The organism is Amphibacillus sp. Q70, assembly GCF_052055485.1.
Taxonomy (GTDB): domain Bacteria; phylum Bacillota; class Bacilli; order Bacillales; family Amphibacillaceae; genus Amphibacillus.
Genome location: NZ_CP197171.1, coordinates 2,114,653 through 2,139,710 on the forward strand (window position 1 = coordinate 2,114,653; position 25,058 = coordinate 2,139,710).

The 25,058-nt window shown below is 37.2% G+C and carries 21 protein-coding genes; 16 read left to right on the top strand and 5 right to left on the bottom strand.

Features of this window, described 5'->3' with window-relative positions; translation table 11 throughout:
• Positions 1–24 precede the first annotated feature (24 nt).
• Positions 25–1,518 carry a glycerol kinase GlpK gene (glpK, locus tag ACS127_RS09250; protein ID WP_440894753.1) on the top strand — a complete coding sequence of 498 codons (1,494 nt, stop codon included), beginning with the start codon at positions 25–27 and terminating at the stop codon, positions 1,516–1,518.
• 123 nt (positions 1,519–1,641) lie between these two features.
• Here the strand turns inward: glpK and ACS127_RS09255 are convergent, their stop codons facing one another.
• Positions 1,642–2,565, bottom strand: coding sequence for an aldo/keto reductase (locus ACS127_RS09255; protein ID WP_440894754.1), 924 nt, complete (start codon positions 2,563–2,565; stop codon positions 1,642–1,644).
• Between the two features lie 1,047 nt (positions 2,566–3,612).
• Here ACS127_RS09255 and ACS127_RS09260 point away from each other — a divergent pair.
• The 3 genes from ACS127_RS09260 (at position 3,613) to ACS127_RS09270 (ending at position 6,577) form a co-directional block, all read left to right on the top strand.
• A protein-coding gene (locus tag ACS127_RS09260) for an IS3 family transposase (protein ID WP_440894755.1) occupies positions 3,613–4,766 on the top strand; the annotation gives its coding sequence in 2 pieces (ribosomal slippage) (positions 3,613–3,865 and positions 3,865–4,766; 1,155 coding nt in all).
• 529 nt (positions 4,767–5,295) lie between these two features.
• The gene (locus ACS127_RS09265) at positions 5,296–5,481 is read left to right on the top strand and encodes a cold-shock protein (RefSeq protein WP_440894756.1); all 186 of its coding nucleotides are present in this window, start codon (positions 5,296–5,298) and stop codon (positions 5,479–5,481) included.
• A 352-nt stretch (positions 5,482–5,833) separates the two neighbouring features.
• Complete coding sequence (locus ACS127_RS09270; RefSeq protein WP_440894757.1) at positions 5,834–6,577, top strand: SurA N-terminal domain-containing protein; 744 nt, start codon at positions 5,834–5,836, stop codon at positions 6,575–6,577.
• Positions 6,578–7,173: 596 nt separating this feature from the next.
• On the opposite strand, the gene ACS127_RS09275 is transcribed toward ACS127_RS09270, so the two are convergent.
• From ACS127_RS09275 to ACS127_RS09285, 3 genes are all read right to left on the bottom strand, one after another.
• On the bottom strand, positions 7,174–9,213 hold the full coding sequence (locus tag ACS127_RS09275) for a penicillin-binding transpeptidase domain-containing protein (RefSeq protein ID WP_440894758.1): 2,040 nt from the start codon (positions 9,211–9,213) through the stop codon (positions 7,174–7,176).
• Positions 9,214–9,230: 17 nt separating this feature from the next.
• Positions 9,231–9,803, bottom strand: a complete 573-nt coding sequence (locus tag ACS127_RS09280; protein ID WP_440894759.1) for a class D sortase — start codon at positions 9,801–9,803, stop codon at positions 9,231–9,233.
• A 677-nt stretch (positions 9,804–10,480) separates the two neighbouring features.
• A complete protein-coding gene (locus tag ACS127_RS09285; protein ID WP_440894760.1) occupies positions 10,481–11,119 on the bottom strand; it encodes a YigZ family protein in 639 nt (212 codons plus the stop codon).
• Between the two features lie 165 nt (positions 11,120–11,284).
• Between ACS127_RS09285 and ACS127_RS09290 the strand changes: the two genes are divergently transcribed.
• The 5 genes from ACS127_RS09290 to ACS127_RS09310 all read left to right on the top strand — a co-directional run bounded on the left by ACS127_RS09290 (position 11,285) and on the right by ACS127_RS09310 (position 17,133).
• Complete coding sequence (locus ACS127_RS09290) at positions 11,285–13,015, top strand: sensor histidine kinase (protein ID WP_440894761.1); 1,731 nt, start codon at positions 11,285–11,287, stop codon at positions 13,013–13,015.
• 56 nt (positions 13,016–13,071) lie between these two features.
• Positions 13,072–13,851, top strand: a complete 780-nt coding sequence (locus ACS127_RS09295; RefSeq protein WP_440894762.1) for a response regulator transcription factor — start codon at positions 13,072–13,074, stop codon at positions 13,849–13,851.
• A 105-nt stretch (positions 13,852–13,956) separates the two neighbouring features.
• Positions 13,957–15,273: an extracellular solute-binding protein gene (locus ACS127_RS09300; protein WP_440894763.1), complete on the top strand. Its 1,317-nt coding sequence runs from the start codon at positions 13,957–13,959 to the stop codon at positions 15,271–15,273.
• Positions 15,274–15,366: 93 nt separating this feature from the next.
• Positions 15,367–16,245 (top strand): carbohydrate ABC transporter permease, encoded by an 879-nt coding sequence (locus ACS127_RS09305; RefSeq protein WP_440894764.1) that lies wholly within the window; start codon positions 15,367–15,369, stop codon positions 16,243–16,245.
• 15 nt (positions 16,246–16,260) lie between these two features.
• Complete coding sequence (locus tag ACS127_RS09310; RefSeq protein ID WP_440894765.1) at positions 16,261–17,133, top strand: carbohydrate ABC transporter permease; 873 nt, start codon at positions 16,261–16,263, stop codon at positions 17,131–17,133.
• 300 nt (positions 17,134–17,433) lie between these two features.
• Here the strand turns inward: ACS127_RS09310 and ACS127_RS09315 are convergent, their stop codons facing one another.
• Entirely contained in the window at positions 17,434–18,045 is a 612-nt protein-coding gene (locus ACS127_RS09315; RefSeq protein WP_440894766.1) for a YesL family protein, read from the bottom strand.
• A 332-nt stretch (positions 18,046–18,377) separates the two neighbouring features.
• Between ACS127_RS09315 and ACS127_RS09320 the strand changes: the two genes are divergently transcribed.
• From ACS127_RS09320 to flgM, 7 genes are all read left to right on the top strand, one after another.
• Positions 18,378–19,508 carry a sensor histidine kinase gene (locus ACS127_RS09320; protein ID WP_440894767.1) on the top strand — a complete coding sequence of 377 codons (1,131 nt, stop codon included), beginning with the start codon at positions 18,378–18,380 and terminating at the stop codon, positions 19,506–19,508.
• Between the two features lie 575 nt (positions 19,509–20,083).
• Positions 20,084–20,758: a response regulator gene (locus ACS127_RS09325; protein WP_440894768.1), complete on the top strand. Its 675-nt coding sequence runs from the start codon at positions 20,084–20,086 to the stop codon at positions 20,756–20,758.
• 293 nt (positions 20,759–21,051) lie between these two features.
• The gene (locus ACS127_RS09330) at positions 21,052–21,894 is read left to right on the top strand and encodes a DegV family protein (protein WP_440894769.1); all 843 of its coding nucleotides are present in this window, start codon (positions 21,052–21,054) and stop codon (positions 21,892–21,894) included.
• Positions 21,895–22,342: 448 nt separating this feature from the next.
• Positions 22,343–23,446 carry a DEAD/DEAH box helicase gene (locus tag ACS127_RS09335; RefSeq protein ID WP_440894770.1) on the top strand — a complete coding sequence of 368 codons (1,104 nt, stop codon included), beginning with the start codon at positions 22,343–22,345 and terminating at the stop codon, positions 23,444–23,446.
• A 206-nt stretch (positions 23,447–23,652) separates the two neighbouring features.
• Entirely contained in the window at positions 23,653–24,147 is a 495-nt protein-coding gene (locus tag ACS127_RS09340) for a ComF family protein (protein ID WP_440894771.1), read from the top strand.
• Between the two features lie 78 nt (positions 24,148–24,225).
• Complete coding sequence (locus tag ACS127_RS09345; protein ID WP_440894772.1) at positions 24,226–24,657, top strand: TIGR03826 family flagellar region protein; 432 nt, start codon at positions 24,226–24,228, stop codon at positions 24,655–24,657.
• 60 nt (positions 24,658–24,717) lie between these two features.
• The gene (gene flgM, locus ACS127_RS09350; RefSeq protein WP_440894773.1) at positions 24,718–24,987 is read left to right on the top strand and encodes a flagellar biosynthesis anti-sigma factor FlgM; all 270 of its coding nucleotides are present in this window, start codon (positions 24,718–24,720) and stop codon (positions 24,985–24,987) included.
• Positions 24,988–25,058 lie beyond the last annotated feature (71 nt).

Consider the following 25,058-nt stretch of genomic DNA (forward strand, 5'->3'; position numbering starts at 1 on the left):
TTAAACAAAAGGAGGCTTATTGGTATGAAAGGGAAATATATTTTATCAATCGATCAAGGCACAACAAGCTCTCGAGCCTTTCTTTTTAACCAAAAAGGAGAGGTAATTGCAACCGGGCAACATGAATTTGAACAATTTTTCCAAAAACCTGGTTGGGTGGAGCATGATGCCAATGAGATTTGGACATCTGTTTTAGCTTGCATTGCTGATGTGTTACGGAAGGCTGATGTTCACGCAAGCGAAGTCGCAAGTATTGGAATTGCTAATCAAAGAGAAACGACGGTCGTTTGGGATCGTGAAACGGGCAAACCGATTTATCACGCACTGGTTTGGCAATCGCGGCAAACAGAAGAGATTTGTCAGGAGTTACGTGAAGCAGGCCATGAGGATTGGATTCGACAAAAGACAGGCTTACTCATCGATCCGTATTTTTCTGGAACAAAAATTAAGTGGATCCTTGACCATGTGCCTGGTGCGCGCGAGAAAGCTAACCGTAACGAGCTCCAATTTGGAACGATTGAAACATGGTTAATTTATAAATTATCTGGCGGGAAACTTCATATCACTGACTACTCTAATGCATCACGGACGATGCTATACAATATACATCAATTAAAGTGGGATCAGGAACTGTTAGACTTACTAGACATTCCTCAAAGTATCCTTCCAGTAGTTCGTTCATCTTCTGAAGTATATGGTTACACGATCAGTCATCATTTTTTTGGTGAAGAAATACCCATTGCTGGGGCTGCTGGTGATCAGCAAGCTGCTTTATTTGGGCAAGCTTGCTATGAAATCGGTATGGTCAAAAATACATACGGAACGGGCTGTTTCATGCTCATGCCCACAGGGCAAAAGGCAATTGAGTCTAAGGATGGTCTGTTGACGACAATTGCCTGGGGAATTAACGGTGAAATTACTTATGCACTCGAAGGGAGTGTCTTTATAGCTGGCTCTGCTGTGCAATGGTTACGTGATGGCTTGCAGATCATTGAGCATGCAAAAGAAAGTGAGTATTATGCGAACTTAGTTGATTCAACTGAGGGTGTTTACTTTGTACCGGCATTTGTTGGTTTAGGAACGCCTTATTGGGATAGTGAAGCTAGAGGCGCCCTATTCGGGGTAACACGTGGAACGACTAAGGCACATATCATTCGTGCCACATTGGAATCAATTGCTTATCAAACAAAAGATGTTTTAGATACAATGGTCAAAGATGCAGGAACTGAAATAAAGCAGCTCCGGGTAGATGGTGGTGCGGTGAAGAATAATTTTCTAATGCAGTTCCAAAGTGATCTCTTAAATGTTCCAGTTGAACGGGCAAAGATTAATGAAACAACAGCCCTTGGTGCTGCTTATTTAGCCGGCTTAGCGATTGGTTTCTGGCGCGATTGTGATCAACTAGCCTCATATTGGCAACGTGATCAATTGTTTGAAGCAGAAATGTCAGTTGACGTGAGTGAACCGTTATATTCTGGATGGAAGAAAGCAGTAGAAGCAACACGTGGATTTAAATAATAGTTAATAGAAAGACGTTGATTTTCCATTAGAGAAGATCAACGTCTTAATTATTTCTAAGGAAGGGTGAAATTCTAGTCAAGCAACAGCTTTGAGGTAGCTAAAGTGTTACTTGTAAAATAGTTATTTTACGAATTGCGGATGTTCTTTTGAAACAAGATCTAATTTTGCTGCTGAAGCATTTTTACTAACTTGCTCTGGTGTTTTACACCCAGGTATAACAGTGGTTACCGCTCGATGTTGTAGGCACCAAGCAAGTGCCCATGTCGCCATGGCTGTTCCCTCTGGCAACTCTTCTTGAGTAATTTTTTCGACTGTCTTCAGCATCTGAATTTGTTTTTCTTGATCATGACGTGAACGTACGTCACCAGTTGAAAAGCTATCACCGGGTTTATATTTACCACTTAGATAGCCACTTGCTAAGGGGACTCGAGCAAGTACACCTAAGTTTTCCTGTTCAGCAATCGGGAAGATGTCTGCTTCTGGTTCTCGTGTTAATCGATTGTAGACAACTTGTAGTGCATCAGCCCCCACTGATTTAGCTGCTTTTGTTTGATGAACACTTGGTTCATTTTGTAAGGAGAGCCCTAAATAGCGGATTTTCCCTGCTTGCTTTTGCTTATCAAGCATGGTCCATAGTTTGTCATTATTAAATTCATCATCTGTTAAGGAATGGGACTGATAAAGATCAATATAATCAGTATTTAGTGCTTTCAAGGAAGCATCTAATTGCTTGAGAACAGAATCAGCATCAACATGTCGTGTTCGTTCAAAGGCTGAATGGAAGTGATGACCGAATTTGGTTGCTACTATCCAGTCTTCACGATTGTGCCGCTTGAGATAATCTCCAATTAATTGTTCTGAAAGGTGATCTCCATAACATTCTGCAGTATCTAAAAGATTAATTCCTTCTTGTTGTGCTTGATTTAAAATTTGATCAACTTGATTTTGAGAAAAATCCACACCCCACTCTCCACCAAATTGCCATGTACCGACACCAATAACAGAAACATCTAAATCTGTTTGGCCAATTTTCCGATAGTGCATCGTCACACCACTCCTTTATGGTCAATATGCACTTAGCATATCACATTTATTTTATCAAATGAAAATGATTGGCTTTCTGATTTATAAGCTGATTTTGTCAAAAAAAAACACCCAATTTAACGATGCATTGGGTGTCAATAAGGGGGACAATCTAATTTGAAAAATACGCTATCTCTACTGAGAGCATGAATCTGAGTATTCAAGTCATAAGAAGAGATATATATTCCAAAATTGTAACCGTTTTCATTATATGATAAATCAGCGCGTTTTACATGATTCAAAAGACCTAATTTTATTACTTTAATTACAATAAAAAATAATTGTTCATTAATTATAGAAATAAGTATGCTAAACGGGTAGTCAATCTTGTAACTGATTAACCTATTTAAATGATCGCCTTAGCGATGGTGTAGTTAATCTAGGATAAATTGAATAAACTTGTATCAACTTCATATAATATAATAATAGGGAGACTTAGAAAGTTAATGTAAAAGCTTGCATAGCGAAATTTTTAAAAGATTTCAAATCCGCTGTTAAATAAGCAACTGGCAGACACATTGCTAGAGGTTAGCCAAACATTTAAGGACAGGACTTAACTAAAATCAACTTATAGTTTAATGAAAAATTTTAAGTGAGTTCCCCACGACTAAATTTTCTTGTTAAATAAGGTAATCACACGGTGAAAGACTATGAAGTATTTTACATTTAGAAGAAAACCTCGGCTTAGCACCGAGACTTTATGATCTTCGACTAACTATCCATATCTTATCGGAGCGCCAAAATCATCACTACCTCGTGAGAATAAAGCCTTAGTTTCTAACACCAATAAAATTTTATGTTTTAGCTAGGGCAGGAATAGGAGTTTTGTTTATTCTGATTCCTTCAAAATTCCATTATACATCAAGAGGTGAGTTTAATGTTTGCTAAAATGAATCAAAATTCAATGGTAAGTCAATTTTAGAATCAAGTTGGGAGTCTGATGCTAGTATAGTTTCATGGACACATCTTAGTTAAGTTATTACAATTAATTTTAGGAGGATGTGTCCAATGAAACATAAAAATAACGGAAAACGATACAGTGACGACTTTCGTAAAATGGTTGTTGAGTTATATAATTCGGGTCAATCAGTTAAAAGTTTAAGCAGCGAATATGGCGTTTCTGAAGTAACTATTTATGCATGGATTAAAAAGTTCAATCCAATTGAGTTAGAAGATGGAACCTCTGTAACGCCAGATGATTATGCAAAATTACAGAAACAAATACTTAAATTACAACAAGAAAATGATATCTTAAAAAAGGCTATGGCCATATTCGCAAAAAAGTAAATGATGCTGAAATAACTGATTTTATTCATGACCAAAAAGAAAACTATCCTGTGCAAACAATGTGTGAAGTACTTGAAATTCCAAGGAGTACGTACTATCAGTCATTAGATAAAACGATTTCTAATCGTGATAGAGAAAATAAAGAATTAACTAAAAAGATTATTGAAATCCATAAAGAGAGCAAACACCGTTATGGTGCACCTAAAATCCATCAACAATTAATAAAGGTAGGTTACAAAGCCAGCCTAAAGCGAGTTCAACGTTTGATGAAAAAAGCTGATATTAGGTCAATCGTTGTTAAAAAGTTTCGTCCTACTCCAAGTAAGGAAACTATTGTTGAGCGAGAAAACATTCTTGAAAGAGACTTCAGGGCAGAAACGATTAATGAAAAATGGGTTGGTGATATCACTTATATCCATACACTTCGTGATGGTTGGTGTTACCTTGCATCAGTTATGGATCTTCACACTAAAAAGATTGTAGGTTATTCCTTTTCTCGTACGATGACGACTGATTTAATTATAAAAGCACTAGAAAATGCTTATCACGCACAAAAACCTGATGAAGGACTCATATTCCATTCAGATTTAGGTACACAATATACAAGCGATGAATTCGCTAAAGTGATAAAAAATTTCAAAATGACACATTCTTTTAGCTATAAGGGAAGTCCTCATGATAATGCTTGTATTGAGTCTTTTCACGCTATTTTAAAAAAAGAAGAAGTAAATCATGTTCAATACTTTGATCATAAATCTGCCGAATTAGCTTTATTCCAATACATTGAAGGTTGGTACAACCGCAAAAGAATTCACGGTAGTATTGATTATAAAACACCACAAGAGATGGAAGATTTATATACTTGTGCTGGATAACTAACGCTAACTAAATTCACTGTACCGGCTTTACGTGGAGAGGCGGGCATGATAGCCTTTCGTGGCAAGCCAGGAATGTTTTAAACGAGCTGGCTCCATGGCTTAGAAATCGTGCCCGCAGAGGCTCCGTGTCAAGCCCTGACAGTTTAATATAAATCATGTTCAAAGAACAATTAAAAACTTAACTTATTCGTGTCCAAAAGATTGACGTAGATCCAGTCAATAGGGGAGATGGATGACTAACCTAGCATATTCGATCAAGAAGTGCCTATTATTTTCAGTGTGTAAAGGTTGGGTTGAAAATCTTTTAAATATACTAATGATAAATGTAGTCATCAATTAAAATTATTTTCAGAATTGGTAACACGTGTGAACGAAAGTGACTTACAATTGAAATTAAATTACTTGTAAATAAGCTATGATTCATGGAGAGATAACGGTTTCCATACTGGCGAAAGTTCATTCTCACTTTGTTTTATTTCCGAAAAAAGCGTATAATAGTAGATGGACCCAAGAAAGGGGTGGTTTGATGGCTTATTATAATAATAGACGTGAACCAGTAGAGGAAATTGAAACAAGAATTTGGTCATGTACAGATGAAGACTGTGCAGGTTGGATGCGAGCAGATTATTCATTTGATCAAAAACCAACATGTCCGTTATGTCATTCAGAAATGCTCGAAGAAACAAAAATATTACCTATAATAACAAAATAGATGTTAAATGAAGTGATCAATTTAGATCGCTTTATTTTTTTGGTGATGTTAATAATTATTTTCTTATTTATCCATGATTACGTGCAAAGCTCAGAATTCGCGTGCAGATTGAATTTCGCATATAAAACCTAGATTTTACGTGCAAGCTAAAATATTTCACATGAATCAATTTATTCCACATATAATAATCAACTGTAGTTTTGTTAATTGGCGTGCAGCTTTGCATAATGCTCTTAATACCAGAATTGATAAGTTTTACACTTGAATGAAATTAGGAAAGATGTTTCAATGGAATCAAGTTATATTATGGGTAGACGAGTGAACGAATTTTTAAATTGAATGGGGTATAAATGTGTTAAATAAAATAACAACAGGTGGATTGATGCTGTTATTAAGTATGACTTTGATTGCATGTAACAGTCATGAGACAAACGAAGACAGTGAACATGAACAGCTAGATGAGACAGTTAAGATGCCAAATATAACTGAAGAGCCGGATGATATTGAAGAGATTGTGACAGCAGATGAATTAGTAGATGAGGATCTTATGGTTTTAGTTGTGAATGGTGAAGAAGTTTATGGAGATAGTTACAATCTAGTTTATATTGAAACGAAAAACACACTCTTACAAAATAGTGATCAAGTAGATGATTTAGACCAGGTTCACGAGGAGACAATGACGGCTCTGATTCGCCAAACTCTATTAGCACAGGATGCTTATCAAAACGGTATTGTTGTAACTGATAGCGAAGCTGATGCTATTTATCAAGATACAAAAGCTCAGTTTGAGACAGAAGAAGAGTTTTATCAAACTTTAGATCAATTACCATATACAGAAGAGGTTTTCCGAGATATTTTAGTTAAATCATTACTTCAACAATATTATATTGATCAAGAATTCTCCGATATTAGTATAAGTAATGAGGATGTTGAGAACTTTTATGATATCCTTCAAGAACAGATGGAGGAAGCCCCTGAGTTAGCTGATATTCGTACGGAAATTGAAAATCAACTTTACCAAACGGAAATTCAAAATGCTTTGAATGACCGATTAGATCAATTGTTAGCCGAGGCTGAAATTGAGGAGCTGCTTTAGAGAAAAGAAGAGACTAGGACAAAACCAAGCTTAAAAAGGGAGCTGTTACACAATGAAAAATAGATTGTGTAACAGCTTTTTTATCTGCTTAGAAAAGCTGAACTACTCAATAAGATTAAAAGTTCTGGCTGCAACACTTGAATCGATTCGAGTAAGCACTAATCAAGTAAATGGGGATGAGAAATAAACACGGAAGGACATTTCAATGATATGAGTAGTTCAAAATGTCCCAACTCGTGCTCAGAAGAGACATATCAATGATGCGAGCTGACCAAAATGTCCCAACTCCTACCTGCTATTGTATGACTCAAGTAGACACTTCTCGAAAATGTCCTTTTTGCTATGATTTTGAGCATGGCATCGCTAGCTATGAAGATAAACTCGATAATCCTAAGCAACGTTTATTTCACTTTCATCTTTTAGGGGGGGAGCGACCTGCAATGGATGACCTGATTTAATGCGATTGAGCATAGATCTTATCTTTTACACCTGGCATAAAAGTAACAGAAGAAAAAACGGTTGTGTTTATCAAAAAATAGATAAACACAACCGTTTATATCATCTGAGACTCGTTTTGTTCCAGTCTCTTTAAAAGTTTATTCATAGAGCTCTTGATAAATTTCAGTAACTTTTTCAACGACATAACCACTGCCGCCATGATCTTCAACATTTTCAATCATCATCGCAATGATTATGTCATGTGAATCTGGATAGGCAACGAACCAACCATTTTCAGCTGCATTTTCATCAGTTAACGATTGCTTTAATTCAGCTGTACCTGTTTTGCCTGATAGAGTAACGGCATCGATATTGGCGTGTCGTGCTGTCCCATTTGAAGCGGCGACAACTTGACGCAGCGCATCGCGTAAGTATTCCGCATCCTCCGGTTGAATAAGGTCTTCAGCATAGGCTTGGGCTTGCTCCTCATCATTTTCCAAAATCGGTTGAATCATTGTTCCGTCATTTAATATCGGTGTATAGGCTGTTGCTAAATGCAGGGCAGTTATTAAAATTTCACCTTGGCCATAGCCAGAGTCAGCGAGTAGTGTTTCACGATCGAGCTCACCACTGTTAGATACTTGACTCGAATAAATAGGGTATCGATAAGATAAGCCGTCCTCACCAAAACCTAGATCCACTAAAGCCTCAACAAAATCTTCTCCTCCGATTTCAATCGCCTTTTGAGCAAAGTAAATGTTATCAGATCGAATAAGTGCATTACTTAAATCAACAGGCCCTGTCGACTCAGAGACACGTCTCACTTTATAATCGCCCCAATTTTCTTTACTCCAGGTTAAGCCTTCGATTTCGACAGCATCCTCGTGAGTGATTACCCCAGTATTTAATCCAATCATTGCGGTAATCGGTTTAAACGCAGATCCTGGTGAATAGGTTGAGGTGAATCGGTTTAAATTTGGCTGCTTTGGATCCTCAGTTAATTCATTATATTTCGATTGACTAATTCCATATGCAAAGTCGTGCGGATCAAATGCTGGACTTGATACGAGTGCAAGTGTCTCCCCGGTCTCAGGATCAATGGCAGCTGTAGTTCCTGCTTCACCGTCATAATAGTCATAAATCATTTGTTGTAATTCTGCATCAATCGTTAAGGTAACATCTTCGCCTGGAATAGGTGATTTTTCGGAAATCCCGATTTTACTGTTTTCATTTTCAACGATTAATCTAATGCCGTCTTCACCACGTAAACGTTCTTCGAAAAGTTGCTCGGCCCCTCGTTTGCCAATCTGATCGTTTGGCGAATAGTGACCTTCATCAGCTTCCGCTAGTTCCTCTTCAGTAATCGTTCCGACATATCCAATTAGATGAGCTAAACTCTCATCATAAGGATAAGAGCGTCCTGTTTTTGTATTGGTTAGCACTGGTGGAATCTCGGTTAAATCGTCAATTAAATCCTCATCATTATTAGGAACTGTTTTTAGCGGGACGAAGACACCATCTGTCACCCAGTCTTGTTCGAGCACTGATTCAATCGCTTCAACACTCATATCGAGTAAGTCGGCGATTTCTTCTAGCTCAGATTCACGATTGTCTGTGAATTGAGCAGGATCAACACCCACTTCATAAACTGAATCATTTACTGCCAACCCATTGCCATTTCGATCAAAAATTTCCCCACGTGTTGTTGGGGTTGTGACGAGTCTTATAGAACCGCCATCTGAAAGTTCTGGGAAAATTAATCCCGGATCCCAAACGACTTCCCAGTCACTCTGTGTTTCACCTTCCTCGTCTTGAGTAGTCAGTTCCACCATCGTGATTTCAGCATCGAATTGAATTTCTCCAACAACCGATTGTTGCTGTACCGTTATAGGGAAAGTTGTCGGTATATCCTCCTCTTCACTTTCTTCAGAAGTATCTGGTATGGTATAGGTAATGGATAAATCCTCAATTTCTAGATCTTGATAAATCTTTTGATAACGCTCGGCAAAATCTTCCTGACTGTATGTTTCCTGTGTTTCCTCAGAAAGCCTATCATACATTTCAGTAAAATTTTGCTCCTGCCATAATTGAATGTATTCTTCAAATCGTTGTTCTGGTAAAATAACTTCTTCATCGTCTGAACAGCCAGCAAGAAGAATAACTAGAAGTGCAACGATTATATAAGTAAACTTTTTCATGACTTAACCTCTCCTCATCATTCTTCAACTGGAACAGCATAAATAACGTAGCGGTCAGGGGCATTTCCAATATAACCAAATGGGTAACAGGTAGAAATGACAAGTTCTTCATCAGGAGCAGTTGACCCAATCACAGAGGTATCGTCTGCGCTCACAATAATAGAATCGGTCATTTCATATTCAAAGCTTCCATATGGTAAACGGACTGTAATGATATCTCCAATCTCAACTTCGCCTAAGCGAGTAAAAACAGTATCGCGATGTCCAGATAATAAAATTTGATCATTTTCACCTGGATAGGCAGTTTGTGACATATGCCCAACGCCACGTTCGAGCTCATCTGGGTCCGTTCCTTCAACAATAGGGATCGATGCTTCAATTTTTTCAATTTCCAATAAACCGATTGTATCTCCAAATTGAGGATCGAATTCATCTTTTTCATCAAACTCATCATTATTCGGTGCAGCTAATAATTCTTCTGCCTCTGCCAAGGCTTGCTTTTCACCGATTACCGTTTTTATATACTGATAACCTCCGATTGAAAGAAAAATAACTCCGATCAAAATGAATAATGCTGCAATCTTTTTCATCATATCTGCCTCCTTGTTGATTTATATGTTAAAAATGGTATCTATCAGTAGCTTAGAACGCCATTTTTCAGCTATGTTAGTAGCCTTGTCTCTGTCCTTAAATCATAACATAATTAAGTGGTCTTCATACGAATTAAAAATAAAATAATTTAAGAGGATGTTCAAATAGTCCGATGAAAATAATACTTCAAGAATAGGTGACTTACGACTAACTGCCGGTACATCCTGGGACTGGGGCTCAGAATAAGAAAGACACTTATTCTTGCACGATCAAAGAAATAAAAGATTTTATTGGTGAGCGTATAAGTCAAACGATGGCATTCGTTATAAAGACTTGGCGATAAGCCAAGTTTTGCTAACCTTGTAAATGCTCCGTAGTTGTCCTTAGTGTGATTACTCGCCCACTAAAGTGATTTGTATCGAACGTCGAAGTCACCACATCTTCTGGAAGCTCGTTAGCTTGTTTTTCTGCTACTGATGTATCTTAATACATATATTCCGTTCCTTGGAAAAGGAATCCACCTTTCCTGAGTGAAAAACCGTCTGCTCAAAAGATACTGCCTTGAGCTTCTCGGTCCTTTCCATTCTTATGGGTGCGTGGCTTGAAATTAGTGTTATATTTTGAACCACTATTTTACCGTTATCGCATCCTTTTTGAACACGTCCTTTTTTAAAAATTAGGTATGATGAGGAATTTCAATATATGTTTCGCCATTTATGTCGAGGTTAGCTTGATCGCTGGTTAAATCAGTGATCCATGTCGTAAAGGCATCTAGTTGATTGACTTCAACGAGGACATGAAATGAAACTTGCTCTAGATAGTCAATGGTTTCAATTATATATTTTTTTTGACGTAATTCATTTTCGATTTTTCCTAATAAAGGATAGGCGATGGTTATAGAAACCTGTTTCATTAATTGACGCTTAACAATTCCTGTTTCTTGAAGAGCTGCAGAAGTTGTTTTGGAATAAGCACGGATTAAACCACCGGCACCTAGCTTTATTCCACCAAAGTATCGGGTCACAACCACACAAGTATCCTTTAGTCCGTTTTTTTTAAGTACTTCTAACATTGGAACCCCTGCTGTACCACTTGGCTCACCGTCATCATTTGCTTTTTGGATTTGATCATGCTCACCAATCAGGTAGGCGGAGCAATTATGAGTCGCTTGACTATGTTCTTTTTTGATTTTTTGGATGAAAGCTTGTGCTTCTTCTTCTGTTTCAGTCCGTTGGATATGACCAATGAAGCGAGATTTTTGAATCACGATTTCAGCTTGTCCTTGTAATTGAACAGTTAAATATTTTTTCAGCACTTAAAAACCTCCTGTCATTCTTTATTATAAGTGGATTAGCGGACAAGGTAAAGCGGGTAACTCTCTTAATATAGTGGATAGACAAAGTCTTGATCAATTGCTATTATGTAAACGTATTATATATTCACTTTTTTAAAAAAATTCCAACTCAAAGAGGAGCATAATATGAGGTTTTGGCAAAGATGGAATACGTTAAGAAATCAAATGCTCGCTGTCTATTTAATTGTTCTTATTCTAGTTCTTTTTACGGTTAGTTTTTTAATTTTCAACCAAGTAGCAGAGATGTTAAAGGAAAATGCTGAAGAACAGGTTCAACAAACAGCGAAGGAAGCAATTGGTCGTTACGATTCATTATATGAGCAGTTAAATTTAATTACGAAACAAATTGTGACAAATGATCGGCTCCAATCAATTATGCACAAGGAATGGCAGGGGATATCGGCTACGTTTGAGGAAAGGCAAGAATTGGTGACGCTAACAAGCCGTCTACAAGCGAACGCTGATGGGATTTATATTACTGAATTATTCAACCATCAATTTGACAAAATCACCCCCTTAGATGGACCTGGGCTGATTGAACAAGTTAGCTTAGAAAGTATAGAAAAAACGGACCAAGCTAGGGGACAGTTAGTCTGGATCGGTGAAGATCAATTAAATTCAGACTATTTTTTACTGATGCGTCGGGTTAGCTTACTAGGTCAAAATTTTATCAATGGCGGCTATCTGTTGGTTCGTGTTAATAAAAATTATTTCCAAACACATGCCGTTGGTGATGGAGAAGATCAGTTAACCATTGTGTCCGATCAAAATGGGCAATTAATTTCCTCTAATTACGAAGAATTTACTAAAAATAAAGGGATTGAATCCGAAAATCAAAGTGAGTTGTTTAATGAAGAAAATTATCTACGCAATAGTGAGACATCACGAGAAACAGGCTGGACAGTGATGATGTTAACGCCGATGAGCCGTCTGACAGAAGGATTACCGATTTTGAGAACAGTCATTTTGCTTGCTGGCGTTGTTGGTTTCGTTATTTTCTTTATTTTTTCCTTTTTTCTATCAACCTATATTACTAAACCCATTAATAAATTAACAGAAACAATGCGACAAGCTGGTGAAGGGGTTTTAACGCTGACACCGCCCAGTACGGCACCAAATGAAATAAATGAATTAAATAACACCTATAACCAATTGGCTGAGCAGACAAACTACTTGATTCAAATGGTTTATGAGAAAGAATTGATCAAAAGTCGGACAGAGTTAAAAGCGTTACAAGCCCAAATTAATCCACATTTTCTTTTTAACACGCTCGATTCACTTTACTGGTCATTGGAGGATAAAGAAGAGGATGATTTAGCTGAAATGGTGTTGGCAATGTCAGATTTATTCCGCTATACGATCACTTCCTCTAAGGAAGAAGAGTGGGTGACATTAAAAGAAGAACTCGCTCATATTAAACAATATATGACGATCATGAAAATGCGGTTTGGTGAGCGTTTGACTTTTGAAATGGCTGTGGAATCGGAATTAACAAACTTATGTTTACCTAAACTGATCATTCAACCTCTGATTGAAAATGCTGTCCTTCATGGTATTGGTGATCAAATTGAACAAGGTACGATTTCTTTAGTCATTAAAAGTACCGAAAAAAAAGACGGTATGATGATCTCAGTAATAGACAATGGCAAGGGGATGTCGCGAGAAACAGTTGAAATCGTTTACCAAAATATTCAGGAAAATAATGGTGTTCAAATATCTGGTAATGGAATGGCGCTTGCAAATGTTGAAAGACGAATACAGTTGTATTTTAACCCTGAACAGATCGAAGGAATTACAATTTCAAGTGAACAAAATAAAGGAACTGAGATTCGTTTTACGATCCCGATTATTGAGTAATATTTTGTTAATCGGATCTAGATCAATCCTTAGCCTAGGAAAAGGAAGGTATGAACATGAATAGTAAAAAAATATTAATTGTTGATGATGAACCTAGGACAAGAGAAGGCTTGAAGCGGACATTAGAAAAATGGTCAGAAGGCCAGTTTGACATCACATGCTTAGATAACGCCCAAGCAGCAATTGATTATATAGCAACCCATCCTATTCATCTGTTAATTACAGATATTCGTATGCCGAAGATGACAGGTCTGAAGTTATTAGCAAACTTGGAAAAACAAAATATTCTACCGATGGTGATTGTTATATCGGCTTATTCTGAATTTGAATATGCGCAAGAAGCGCTTCGATTCGGAGTGATTAATTATTTACTGAAGCCAATTGGGAAGACCAAATTAATTGAAGCGGTCGATGAAGCGCTAAAGAAACAAGAACAACAGGATAAATCAAAGCTAATGAAAAAGATAATTGATGAGAAGTTAATCGATATTGATAGAAATGATACCCAATCTCGTTCCATTAAGCAAGCTATCGCTTATATTGATGAGTATTTTGATGCTGATATTACCTTGAAAGAGGTCGCAGAGCATGTTCATCTCAATTCGAGCTATTTAAGTACACTATTCAAAGAAGAGCTTAATCTATCGTTTACTGATTATTTAACAAGAGTAAGAATTCAGCGTGCTAAACAGTTGCTGTTAACAACAGATTTAAATGTGACTGAAATCGCAGAAAGTGTGGGTTATAATACACCGAAATATTTTAATAAAGTGTTCAAGGAGCAAGTAGAATTGACACCTAGTTTGTTTCGTAAGTCGAATGAAAACGCTTTCTAGAAATAGTGGAACTTTTACTAAAATTAGTGACCTTACTCGATCTTTGTTCACGTGATAAACTATGTTTGAAAGTCTAAAATCTATTATTTTATAGGGGGTAAGGTTATGTTAAGAAAGCGTTCATTGTTAATGTTCGTGTTAAGTATGTTGTTAATTGGTTTATTAGCTGCCTGTGGGGATTCAGATGATCAAGAGGACACAGGTGGGACAGACACGGATGAAAACACAGGTGAAGACGTTGTGATTGATTTCATGCACTTGTGGCCAGAGGGAAGTTCTCGTCAGCACAATCATATCGTGCAAGAAATTGTTGATCAATTTGAAGCCGATCATCCGAATGTAACGATTGAAATGGAGATCCTCGGTAATGAGCAGTACAAAGAGAAACTAAGTGTTATCGGAGCTTCTAATGAATTACCAGATGTCGGAATGACTTGGGCTGGTGGTTTCTTGGACCCTTATGTAAGCGGAGACATGTTTGCGCCACTAGACGATATTATCTCTGACGATTTTATTCCTGGAACAACTGAGGCTTATGCGGTGGACGATGTCACCTATGGCTTACCACTTGAATTAAATATTACACCTGTTTACTACAATCAGGCTATTTTTGATGAGCATGATGTAGACGTTCCAGAGACATGGGATGAATTTAAAGATGTGATTGCAACACTAGCAGATGCCGGTGTGACCCCAATCACGTTAGGAAACCGCGATGCATGGACGGGCTCAATGTGGTATATGTATTTAGCTGATCGAATCGGTGGTCCAGATGTACTAAATGATGCGATTAATCGAGAAGGATCATTTGAAGATCCAGCCTTGATTGAAGCCGCTGCTGAAATTCAGGAATTAGTGGATATGGGTGGCTTCATTAACGGTTATAACGGCTTAGGTAATGATGAAGCAAAAGGTTACTTTATCAATGAACAGGCAGCAATGTATTTAATGGCGACTTGGGATTTACCTGAATGGACAACAAATGAAGACAACCCACAAGAATTAAGAGATGCAGTCGATTACTTTAAGTTCCCAGTTGTTGAGGGCGGCGAAGGTGATATTGATAGTTATGTGGGTGGACCTGGTGTTGGCTTATTCGTTGCCGAAGATTCTGATGTGAAAGATGAAGCGATGGAATTTGTTGAATTTTTTGTTGAACGTTGGGGTGAGATGGCTGTAACCAATGCGGGTGTGATTCCAGCAACAGCTGTTGATACAGATGGAATTGACTTGCCGCAAATGTATATTGATATTTTAGATGATTTAAATGAAGCATCAAACTTAACCTTATATGCAGATGTTCAAATGAGTGCTGCTGCGGCTGATGTTCATCTAAATATGATTCAGGCTATTTTTGGTGGTGAGGTAACACCTGAGGAATTTGCCGAACGACATGAAGAAGCACTGGCTAATGAAGAATAAAAACTAAGGAAAAACAGATGAATTTAAGGGGTATATTTCGATTATATGCCCCTTTCCCATTTTAAAGTTTGAGTACGAAGGGAGCAGTAAAAAATGAACAAAGTCATGTCGAATAAATGGGCCATTGCTCTATATGTTCTACCAGCATTTATTTTATTAGCTGGGTTGGTTTATATCCCCATTTTTCTAACCGGATATTATGGTCTCATGAACTGGGATGGCGTTGGGGAAATGAATTTTATTGGTTTAGATAACTATATAAATTTATTACAAGATTCAAAATTTTGGTTCAGTGCACGTAATTCCTTTATCTTAGCACTTGTATCAACAGCCTCTTTAGCGATTTATTTAGTCATATCATTAATTTTGTCTGGAAAAATTAAAGGCTCTGAATGGTTAAGAAAGATTTACTTAATTCCGATGCTCCTATCTTCAGTAGCAATCGCTCAATTATGGATTAAAATCTATGACCCTAATAACGGGATGTTAAATAGTTTACTATCAACGTTAGGTTTTGAAAATTTACCTGCCTGGTTAGCACAGCGTGATACCGTGTTAATAGCGATCATTATCGCAGTTATCTGGCAATATGCAGGTTTTTATATCATTATTTACAGTTCAGCATTGAAAGGTATTCCGAATTCATTAGTTGAAGCCGCACAAATCGATGGGGCCAATCCAATCCAAATTGCTTTAAAAGTCAAAGTCCCATTAATTTCAGGCGTGATTAAGACAACAGTGGTTCTCGCGATAGTGGGTTCGTTGAAATACTTTGATCTCATTTGGGTGATGACCGGTGGCGGACCTAATGGCGCCAGTGAGGTCATTGCTTCCTACATGTATAAAGAAGCATTCAGTAACTATAATGCGGGTTATGGCAGTGCGATTGGTTTTGCTTTATTGGTCCTGTCACTATTAATCACTATTATTATTCAAAAAATAACATCCTCAAAAGAGGATTTAGAATATTAAGAAAGGGGGATCCACATGGCTACATTAGCAGCTGTTAAAGAAACAAAAAATAAGCCTAGACCATTGCGGCGGTTTGGCTTTGGTTTACTATATCTTGTCCTGGGTTTAGTCGCTGTTTTTCAAATTTACCCACTTGTTTGGTTGTTCTTCTTCTCCTTAAAAGGAAATGCAGAAATATTTGGTCGATCTCCCTTCGCATTACCGGAAGAGTGGCGTTGGGATAATTATGTACGAGTATGGACAGACGGAAATATTAATCAATATTTCTTTAACAGTGTTTTTGTGACTGTAACAGCGGTCATATTAACGGTTTTACTAGCTAGTTTTGTCACCTTTGCCATCACTCGAATGAATTGGAAGCTAAACAAATTTGTGTTACTGCTTTTCATGATTGGTTATATGATTCCAATCCATTCAACACTTGTTCCTTTGTTTCAATTTTTCTTAAAAATGGATCTGATTGATAATCCCATATCAATTATTTTAGCTTATATAGCTTATAATTTACCGCTGACAATCATGATTTTAGTAGGTTTTTATAGTACGTTATCACGTGAGGTTGAAGAAGCTGCCATTATGGATGGCTGTTCGATTCATCGATTGTTCTTTCAAATCACTTTACCGATGACAACGCCAGTTATGACAACCACAGTTATCATTAATATGATCTATAACTGGAATGAGTTCATTTTTGTCAATACCTTTATCAGTTCTGATCGTTACAAAACATTAACCGTTGGGATTCAGAATTTTATCGGTCAATATTTAACGGATTGGGGTGCAATTGGGGCAACCCTTATGATCAGTATTATCCCCATTTTAATTGCTTTCTTCTTCTTAAGTAATCGAATTGTAGAAGGATTAGCAGCTGGTGCAGTGAAGGGATAGATGGGGAGATTTTGAATGATGTCTAACTGATGATACGTGGATAATTGAAAACTGAATATTTGAGCAAAAAATATGCTTAGGTTTAGTGGTAAAAGATAAGAAAATCGCAAATAACGTATTGGTAACGTTATTTGCGATTTTTTTATTACAGATAACCCTCCGTATAACTTCCACTGATTGAAGTTTCACTTTATTTTACTACCGTTCATCTTCCGCTAAAGTTTACCATCAATATAAAAATCACCTGGAAAATGTCTAATTAACGTTAACGTGAATACGAAAAAAATAAAAAAACCCGAATCATGTCGTTCGGGATTTTTGTTCAACATTTAAAAACGTGTGATAGCTTGTACCCATCAATAAGAGTGCCATAAATGAGCCGCCAAAGAAGAAAGTTAGACCTGGAATATAATTCATGACAACGACTGTAGCAGCAATTCCAATGATCATGGCAACATTATGAAGAGGATGAATCATCATAATGAGAAAAGCGTGCTGAATAGTTTTGAAAAAACTAAGATCGTAATGAACATAGACTGGAAATAGATAAAGTAAAGTTAATACGACAAAAATCAAAAACATATATAATGGAATATGAATGAATAGCATACCAGTGCTCTCATTAACAGACATAAAAATTAAATCGGCATAAATCATCACCCCAATTAGGAAAATGATGCTACCATAACCATTCGCTTTAAGAAATTCCTCTCGAAAAGCTTTCCAATAAGTACGGAAAATCGGTAGATCGGTTTCGTTACGAATCCAACGTCTAATGACCACAAACATTGCAACCGTGGCAGGAAAAAGACCGAATATCCCTAACCCTAATAAGGTAAAGCCAAGCCACAGTAAATTAAGTATAGCTAATCGTGAGATCCATTCTGTGATTTTATATAATGTTTGTGCCATAGTAGCCTCCCCATCAACGACTTCATGTGTTTTAGTTTAATTATAATATTTATATTAAAGGTCACCAAGGATTAAAGATTAGCAAATATTCAATTATTTTTAGATTTTCAAATGATAAGCTTTTAAAACTGCACCGTAAATGTGCTATGATAAAAATATCTATGAGTAGATGTTCAAAAAGACTGAGAACGATCGTTGTGAATTTCTACATTAACTTAGAGAAACTTCTATTAAGCACACCCATGTTCTGAGATTGTGCTTCTCTGATCTGCTGGATCTATGCTCTCTTCTTTTTGAACAAGTACAATAAGCCTAAATATAGGAGCTTAATTATGAAACAGATAAATGAAAAGAACTTTGATCAAATTATTGATGGTATGTTAGGTGTTGTTGATAAAAGTAAAGATGAACTATATGAATTAACAGAGGCGTCGAGGGAAGAACAAAAGACCCTAACCCGTGATTTAAAGGAAACGAGGCAACAAGTCAAAGATACGATTGTTCAGGGTGAACAACTTGAGAAGCAGGAGCGAATTTATCGGAATCGACTTGCGCAAGTGAGTAAGAACTTCAATGTATATTCTGAAAAGGAAATTAAAGACGTTTATGAGACCGCTCACGATCTTCAAACTGAATTAAAAATGGTTCGAGAGCGAGAAACGTCTCTCCGACAAAAACGCGACTTTATTGAACGACGCTTAAAATCCTTAGATCAGATTATTGATAAAGGGTCGGCCCTTGTAAGTAAAGTGTCGGTTATTTCGAATTATTTAACGGATGATTTTAAGCAAATTGGTGATTTGATAGAAGATGCCAATCAAAAACAAACATTTGGGCTGAAAATCATAGAGGCGCAAGAAGAAGAACGACGTCGAATTTCTCGAGAAATTCATGATGGTCCCGCTCAAATGTTAGCGAACATTTTACTTAGAGCAGATTTGGTTGATCGAACCTTTAGAGAGCGAAGTCAAGAAGAAGCGATGAAAGAAATGAAAAGTATGCGTTCAATGGTGCACACATCATTGCATGAAGTACGTCGAATTATTTATGATTTACGACCTATGGCGCTAGATGACTTAGGGCTTGTCCCGACGATCAGAAAGTACTTGGCGAATGTAGAAGATTATCATAAGATTACGATTACTTCATCAGAGCAGGGTTGTTTCAATCAGTTAACAGCCAAATATGAAGTTGCTTTATTTCGTTTAATTCAAGAATCCGTTCAAAATGCAGTTAAACATGCTGTTCCTAAGAGTATACAAGTTAACATCAGTATAGATAACAATCAGGTTGCAACCTCGATCCGAGATGACGGCGTTGGGTTTGATATCAATAAGAAGAAAGAACAATCATTTGGTTTGATTGGAATGCGTGAACGTGTTGAAATGCTAGATGGTCAATTGGAAATTAACTCGAAAATCGGACAAGGTACGACTATTTATATTAAAATTCCGTTAAAATAATAATACAAATTAATTATATTAATGTTTTTTTACGAAAATCATGTATAATTAGTATAGTTAATTTGACAAAAAAAAGAATTCAATTGAGTAGTGATAAAATTTTTTTCAGACATTAGTCTACTTTCGTTTAATTATTCATAAATTAGTCAAATTGTTTATGATACAAATGATTGATTAATTATAGTGTGTGTTCAAAAAGAAGAATAAAAAGAATGTCGTTGGCTTAAAGTTCTAGCATCTTATTGCAGGGGCTTTGACGGGTGAGTAATCACAAATCACTTTGGTAGGACGAGCAATCAAACTAAGGAAGTAGCAAAACAATGACATTGCCAGGATAATTATCTATCTTGTTCTAAGCTCCAGAACGTGGATGACCTTAACAGAAGTTCCCTTATTTCCAATGAGCTTTCGCTGGTTAGGGTGATGTCAATAGTCGACACGAGCTGGAGTCGGGGAGTTTTTACGGGAAGATCCTTGGACTCGACAGTCATTTTCACCAGACTTTTTGAACATTCTTTCATGCAAGGTGGATAGTCTGAAATATATCTAAAAAGAGAATAGATGGAGGAGTAAAGATGACGAAGAAAATTATTTTAATTGATGATCACGTTTTGTTTCGTGAGGGAGTTAAACGCATTCTAGATTTTGAGGATAGCTTTGAAGTTGTTGCAGAAGGTAACGATGGTGAAAATGCACTTAGTCTCGTTGAAGAACATAAACCAGATGTTGTTTTAATGGATATTAATATGCCAAATATTAATGGTGTCCAAGCTACAAAGAAAATTTTTGCTAAATTCCCAGATGTTCGTGTTATCATTCTATCGATTCACGATGATGAAAACTATGTAACACATGCACTTAAATCAGGTGCTAATGGTTATCTATTAAAAGAAATGGATTCAGAAGCTCTGATCGAAGCGATTAAAATCGTAAGTGAAGGCGGTTCATACTTACATCCTAAAGTAACTCATAACTTGGTGAAGGAATTTCAACGTTTAAGTAAAGTTGAATCAGGAAGTATTGAAGATATAGAATATCGTAAACCATTACATCTGTTAACACGTCGCGAATGTGAAGTCTTACAATTGCTTGCAGATGGCAAGAGTAACCGTGGTATTTCTGAACACTTGTTTATCAGTGAGAAAACAGTTAAAAACCATGTTAGTAATATTTTACAAAAAATGAATGTCAATGACCGTACACAAGCTGTCGTCATGGCTATTCGTAATGGTTGGGTTGAAGTTTTATAATTTAACAAATATTGTATTTGCTAATTGATAGAAAACAATCTAGTGAGCTCATTTGACTAGATTGTTTTTTTATGATCGATGGCACGATGAAATACCAAATCAGATTAAACGAAACTTCAATCAGTGGGAGTATTACGGATGGTTATCTGTGATAAAATAAAAATACTTTAATGAAAGGCTATGATTTTTCCGTTTAATTGGTTAAAATAAGAGGTAGTTTATATTGATTAACTATTATCATGGCATTATTTTTATCATACTTATATTAATGATAGAAGGGTACGATCTTTAAAATGAAAATAGCCGTATTAACAGACAGTACATCATACTTAGCAGAAAGTACAAGAAAGAAATATAACATTGAAGTGGTTCCATTAAGTGTTATATTTGGCAATACATCATACGAAGAAGAAATTGAATTGAGTGCTGAAGAATTTTATTCGCTTGTTCGAAACTCTAAAGAATTACCAAAGACATCGCAGCCATCGATTGGATTTATGACGGACAAGCTAACTGAGTTAGCAAAGGATTATGACGCGGTCATTGCTATTCATCTATCTAGTGGAATTAGCGGAACGTATCAATCCATGCAAACGGCGGGGACGATGATTGACGAAATCGATGTCCACGTATTCGATTCAGAAATGAGTTGTATGGCACAAGGTTTTTATGTGCTCGAAACAGTCAAAATGATTGAACAAGGCTCAACACCAGAAGAAATCATTGCGAGATTGAACGAAATGAAACAATCTATGCGTGCTTATTTTGTTGTTGATGATTTGCAGCACCTCCATCGTGGTGGGCGCTTAAGCGGTACTCAAGCGCTGGTGGGGAGTATGCTCCAAGTTAAACCCATCCTACATTTCGTCGATAAAAAAATTGTCCCATTTGAAAAAATTCGAACACAGAAAAAAGCGCTCAAGCGAATTGTTGAATTGTTTGATGAAGATGCAAAGACTGGCAAACCCATTCGTGCTTCTATTATCCATGCGAATGTCCCAGATCTTGCTCAAGCATTTGCAGAAGAATTAGAATCTCTTTATCCAAATGCTGACATCTCAATTAGTTACTTTGGAGCGGTTATTGGAACTCACCTTGGTGAAGGCTCAATCGGTCTCGCTTGGTATCTAGAATAAGGTTAGAAGCTCCACTGTGTTTGCAGTGGAGTACTTGACTTTTTGAGTCATTCTCCCGTTGATCAAAATATTTTCACCCCATCCACTCGATTTTTAATAAAAAATTGTCCGAAAAGCTCGGCAGCTGCCCACAAATCAAAGAAAACGTTCACCATTCCCAAAAGTTGCAATCAAGCCCCACACACCAAATAAAGGAGGTTCTTTAACTTTGGATGACTACGCCAAACGCTTTGCCGGACGTCTGCTCCTCCGTGATGAACTCAATCTTACTGAGTCCGAGCTTACTTATTTAGTTACAACCAATCAGTTAACCCCTATCCAGCCAATCACAAAACACTTTTTTCACAAGCGTTGTCTTCGATGTGGTAACACAACTAAACATCTTTTCGGAAACATTCCTTGCTCTAATTGTCATAAAACACATTACTATTGTCGCAAGTGTATTCAAATGGGACGTGTAATGACTTGCACACCGCTATACAAATGGACAGGGAATTCACCGATTTGGGCACCGCCAGCAAGAGCACCACTTGCCTGGGAAGGTCAACTTACACAGGGACAGCGTGAAGCTTCTGATCGCATTATTAAAGCCATCGAAACGAAACAAGCTGAGCTTTTGATTCATGCTGTTTGTGGAGCAGGGAAAACAGAAATGTTATTTGAAGGGATAGCTTTAGCGATCACACAACAGAAGCGAGTTTGCTTAACTTCACCACGAGCTGATGTCATTCGAGAACTGCTCCCTCGCTTTAAACAAGCCTTTCCAAATACGACAATCGTCGGCTTGTATGGCGGGAGTGGTAAAAATCATCAAACGGCTCAACTCACACTTGCCACCACACACCAACTTTTGCGCTATGAGGCGGCTTTCGATCTGATCATCATCGATGAGCTTGACGCTTTTCCTTATCACGCTGATCCTAGCTTACCCTACGCAACCCAGCGAGCACGTAAACCAACAGCCACGATGATCTATCTAACCGCCACACCTCGTCAAGAGTTACTCAAACGTCAACCCCCCACTGTTTTTGTTCCGGTTCGATATCACGGTCATCCGTTACCCGTTCCAAGACTGCTCTCAACCTATAAATTCATTAGAAGAGAGTTGCCAAACTGCTTTTGGAGCTGGTTCAACCAACGACAAAATAAAAGTCGGCAATTACTAATTTTTATTGCAACCATTAGCCAAGCTGACGAACTTTTACCCACTTTAATAAAAAAGTTCCCTGACAAAAATGTTGCCGCCGTCCATGCTGAGGATTCTGATCGAATTGAAAAAGTTCAGCAATTCCGCAACAAACAAATCGACATCCTTTTCACAACAACAATTTTGGAGCGAGGGGTAACTTTTCCATCTGTAGATGTGGCTGTGATAGATGCGGGACATCAAGTATTTGATCAAGCAGCACTTGTTCAAATTGCTGGTCGTGCTGGCCGAAGCCCAGAGGATCCAACAGGGGACATTGTTTTTATCCATGATGGTAAAACAAGAGCCATCCGCGATAGTATTAACGCAATTAAAGTAATGAATAAACGAGCTGGCTTTCATTAAAAAGCGAGATTCTTTAAAAAGGAGGCATTACTATTTACTGTTATGTTTGTCAGGAACTCATAGAAGATCAGGTCACATGGACCACTCTTTTTGAATTCAACTCTCAATCTCCAATCTGCACACGTTGTCGCTCCCAACTTCAACCCATTCAGACACCGACATGTCATTATTGTGGTCGCGATGATAGGGCAAACTGCTACGACTGCTTGCGCTGGAAACAAGCTCAATTACTCCAGAAAAACCGAGCTGTCTTTCGCTACAATAATTTTTTAAAAACGATTATTAGTCAGTTCAAATATCGAGGTGACTATACATTAGTCCATGCTTTTAAACAGGATTTTACTCAAGGATTTAAACAAGCATTTCCGGCTATTTCTAAAACAACAAAGCTTGTTCCAATCCCTTTAAGTGACAAACGTTTAGCTTCTCGGGCATTCAATCAAGCTGAGGCTTTAGCTGACTTACTCCCTTATCAAACCCTCCCACTATTAAAACGGATTGAAGGCGAAAAACAAGCGAAAAAAAATCGCCATGCTCGTTTAACGATGAAGAATCCTTTTGAGCTTAATAGACAATGTCAACCAGAGCCGGTGATTATTATTGACGATATTTATACAACAGGTGCAACGATTCATCATGCCGCTCACGTTTTAAAGACAAATAATTATCAGAATATAGCTAGTTTTACTTTAGCACGATAATCAGATTCAAAATTAGAAAAACAAGCCGATATATATGATATAATGCAGACAGGATTTTAATTAAAGGTGGGGTCTTTAATGGCAGAACTAGATAATTGTATGAACTGTGGTAAATTGTATGTTCGAGTTACGCGTCCGATTTGTCAAGATTGTCATAAAGAAGAGGAGAAGAAGTTCCAAATTGTCTATGATTTTATGAAAAAAAGAGTGAACCGAGAAGCAACAATACCAGAGATTGTTGATGGTACGGGTGTTGAAGAAGATTTAATTATCAAATTCGTTAAAGAAAATCGGTTGCGAGCTAACCAGTTTCCAAATCTAAACTACCCGTGTGAACGTTGTGGCAATCCAATTACTGAAGGAAGACTTTGTCAAGCATGCTCTAAGGATTTAACAAAGGACTTAGAAATTGAAGAAGAAATTGCTGCTGTTGAACAGCGTAATGAAGAGAAAGAGCGAAATATGGTTCGGACTTACTTTGCCATTGACAAAACAAATAAAAAAAATTAAACATTCTTATGAATCAGTCGATATAAAAGCTAGAAAAAGTAAGCGTCAAGAAAGAGGTGAATGGTCTTGAAAATACATGGCTCAAATCAACCCAAAGTGAATCCATACCAAAAGCAACTTCAGAAGCATGAACAAACGAGAACGGAAAAACAAGTGAAGGCGGATCAGTTGCAAATTTCGGACCAAGCAAAGAAAATGCAAGAATTAAGTGGTGTCCACCCTGCCCGACAAAAACGGGTAGAAACCATAAAAGCACAAGTGGATGCAGGGAACTATAAAGTAGATCCAGAAAAGGCAGCTAAAGGATTGCTTTCTTTTTGGAGAAAATGACTTTCAGTTTAGTCAACTAACGACAAGTTGACTCTAGTAAAATAAGGATACAGTAAAATAAAGTAAATCCT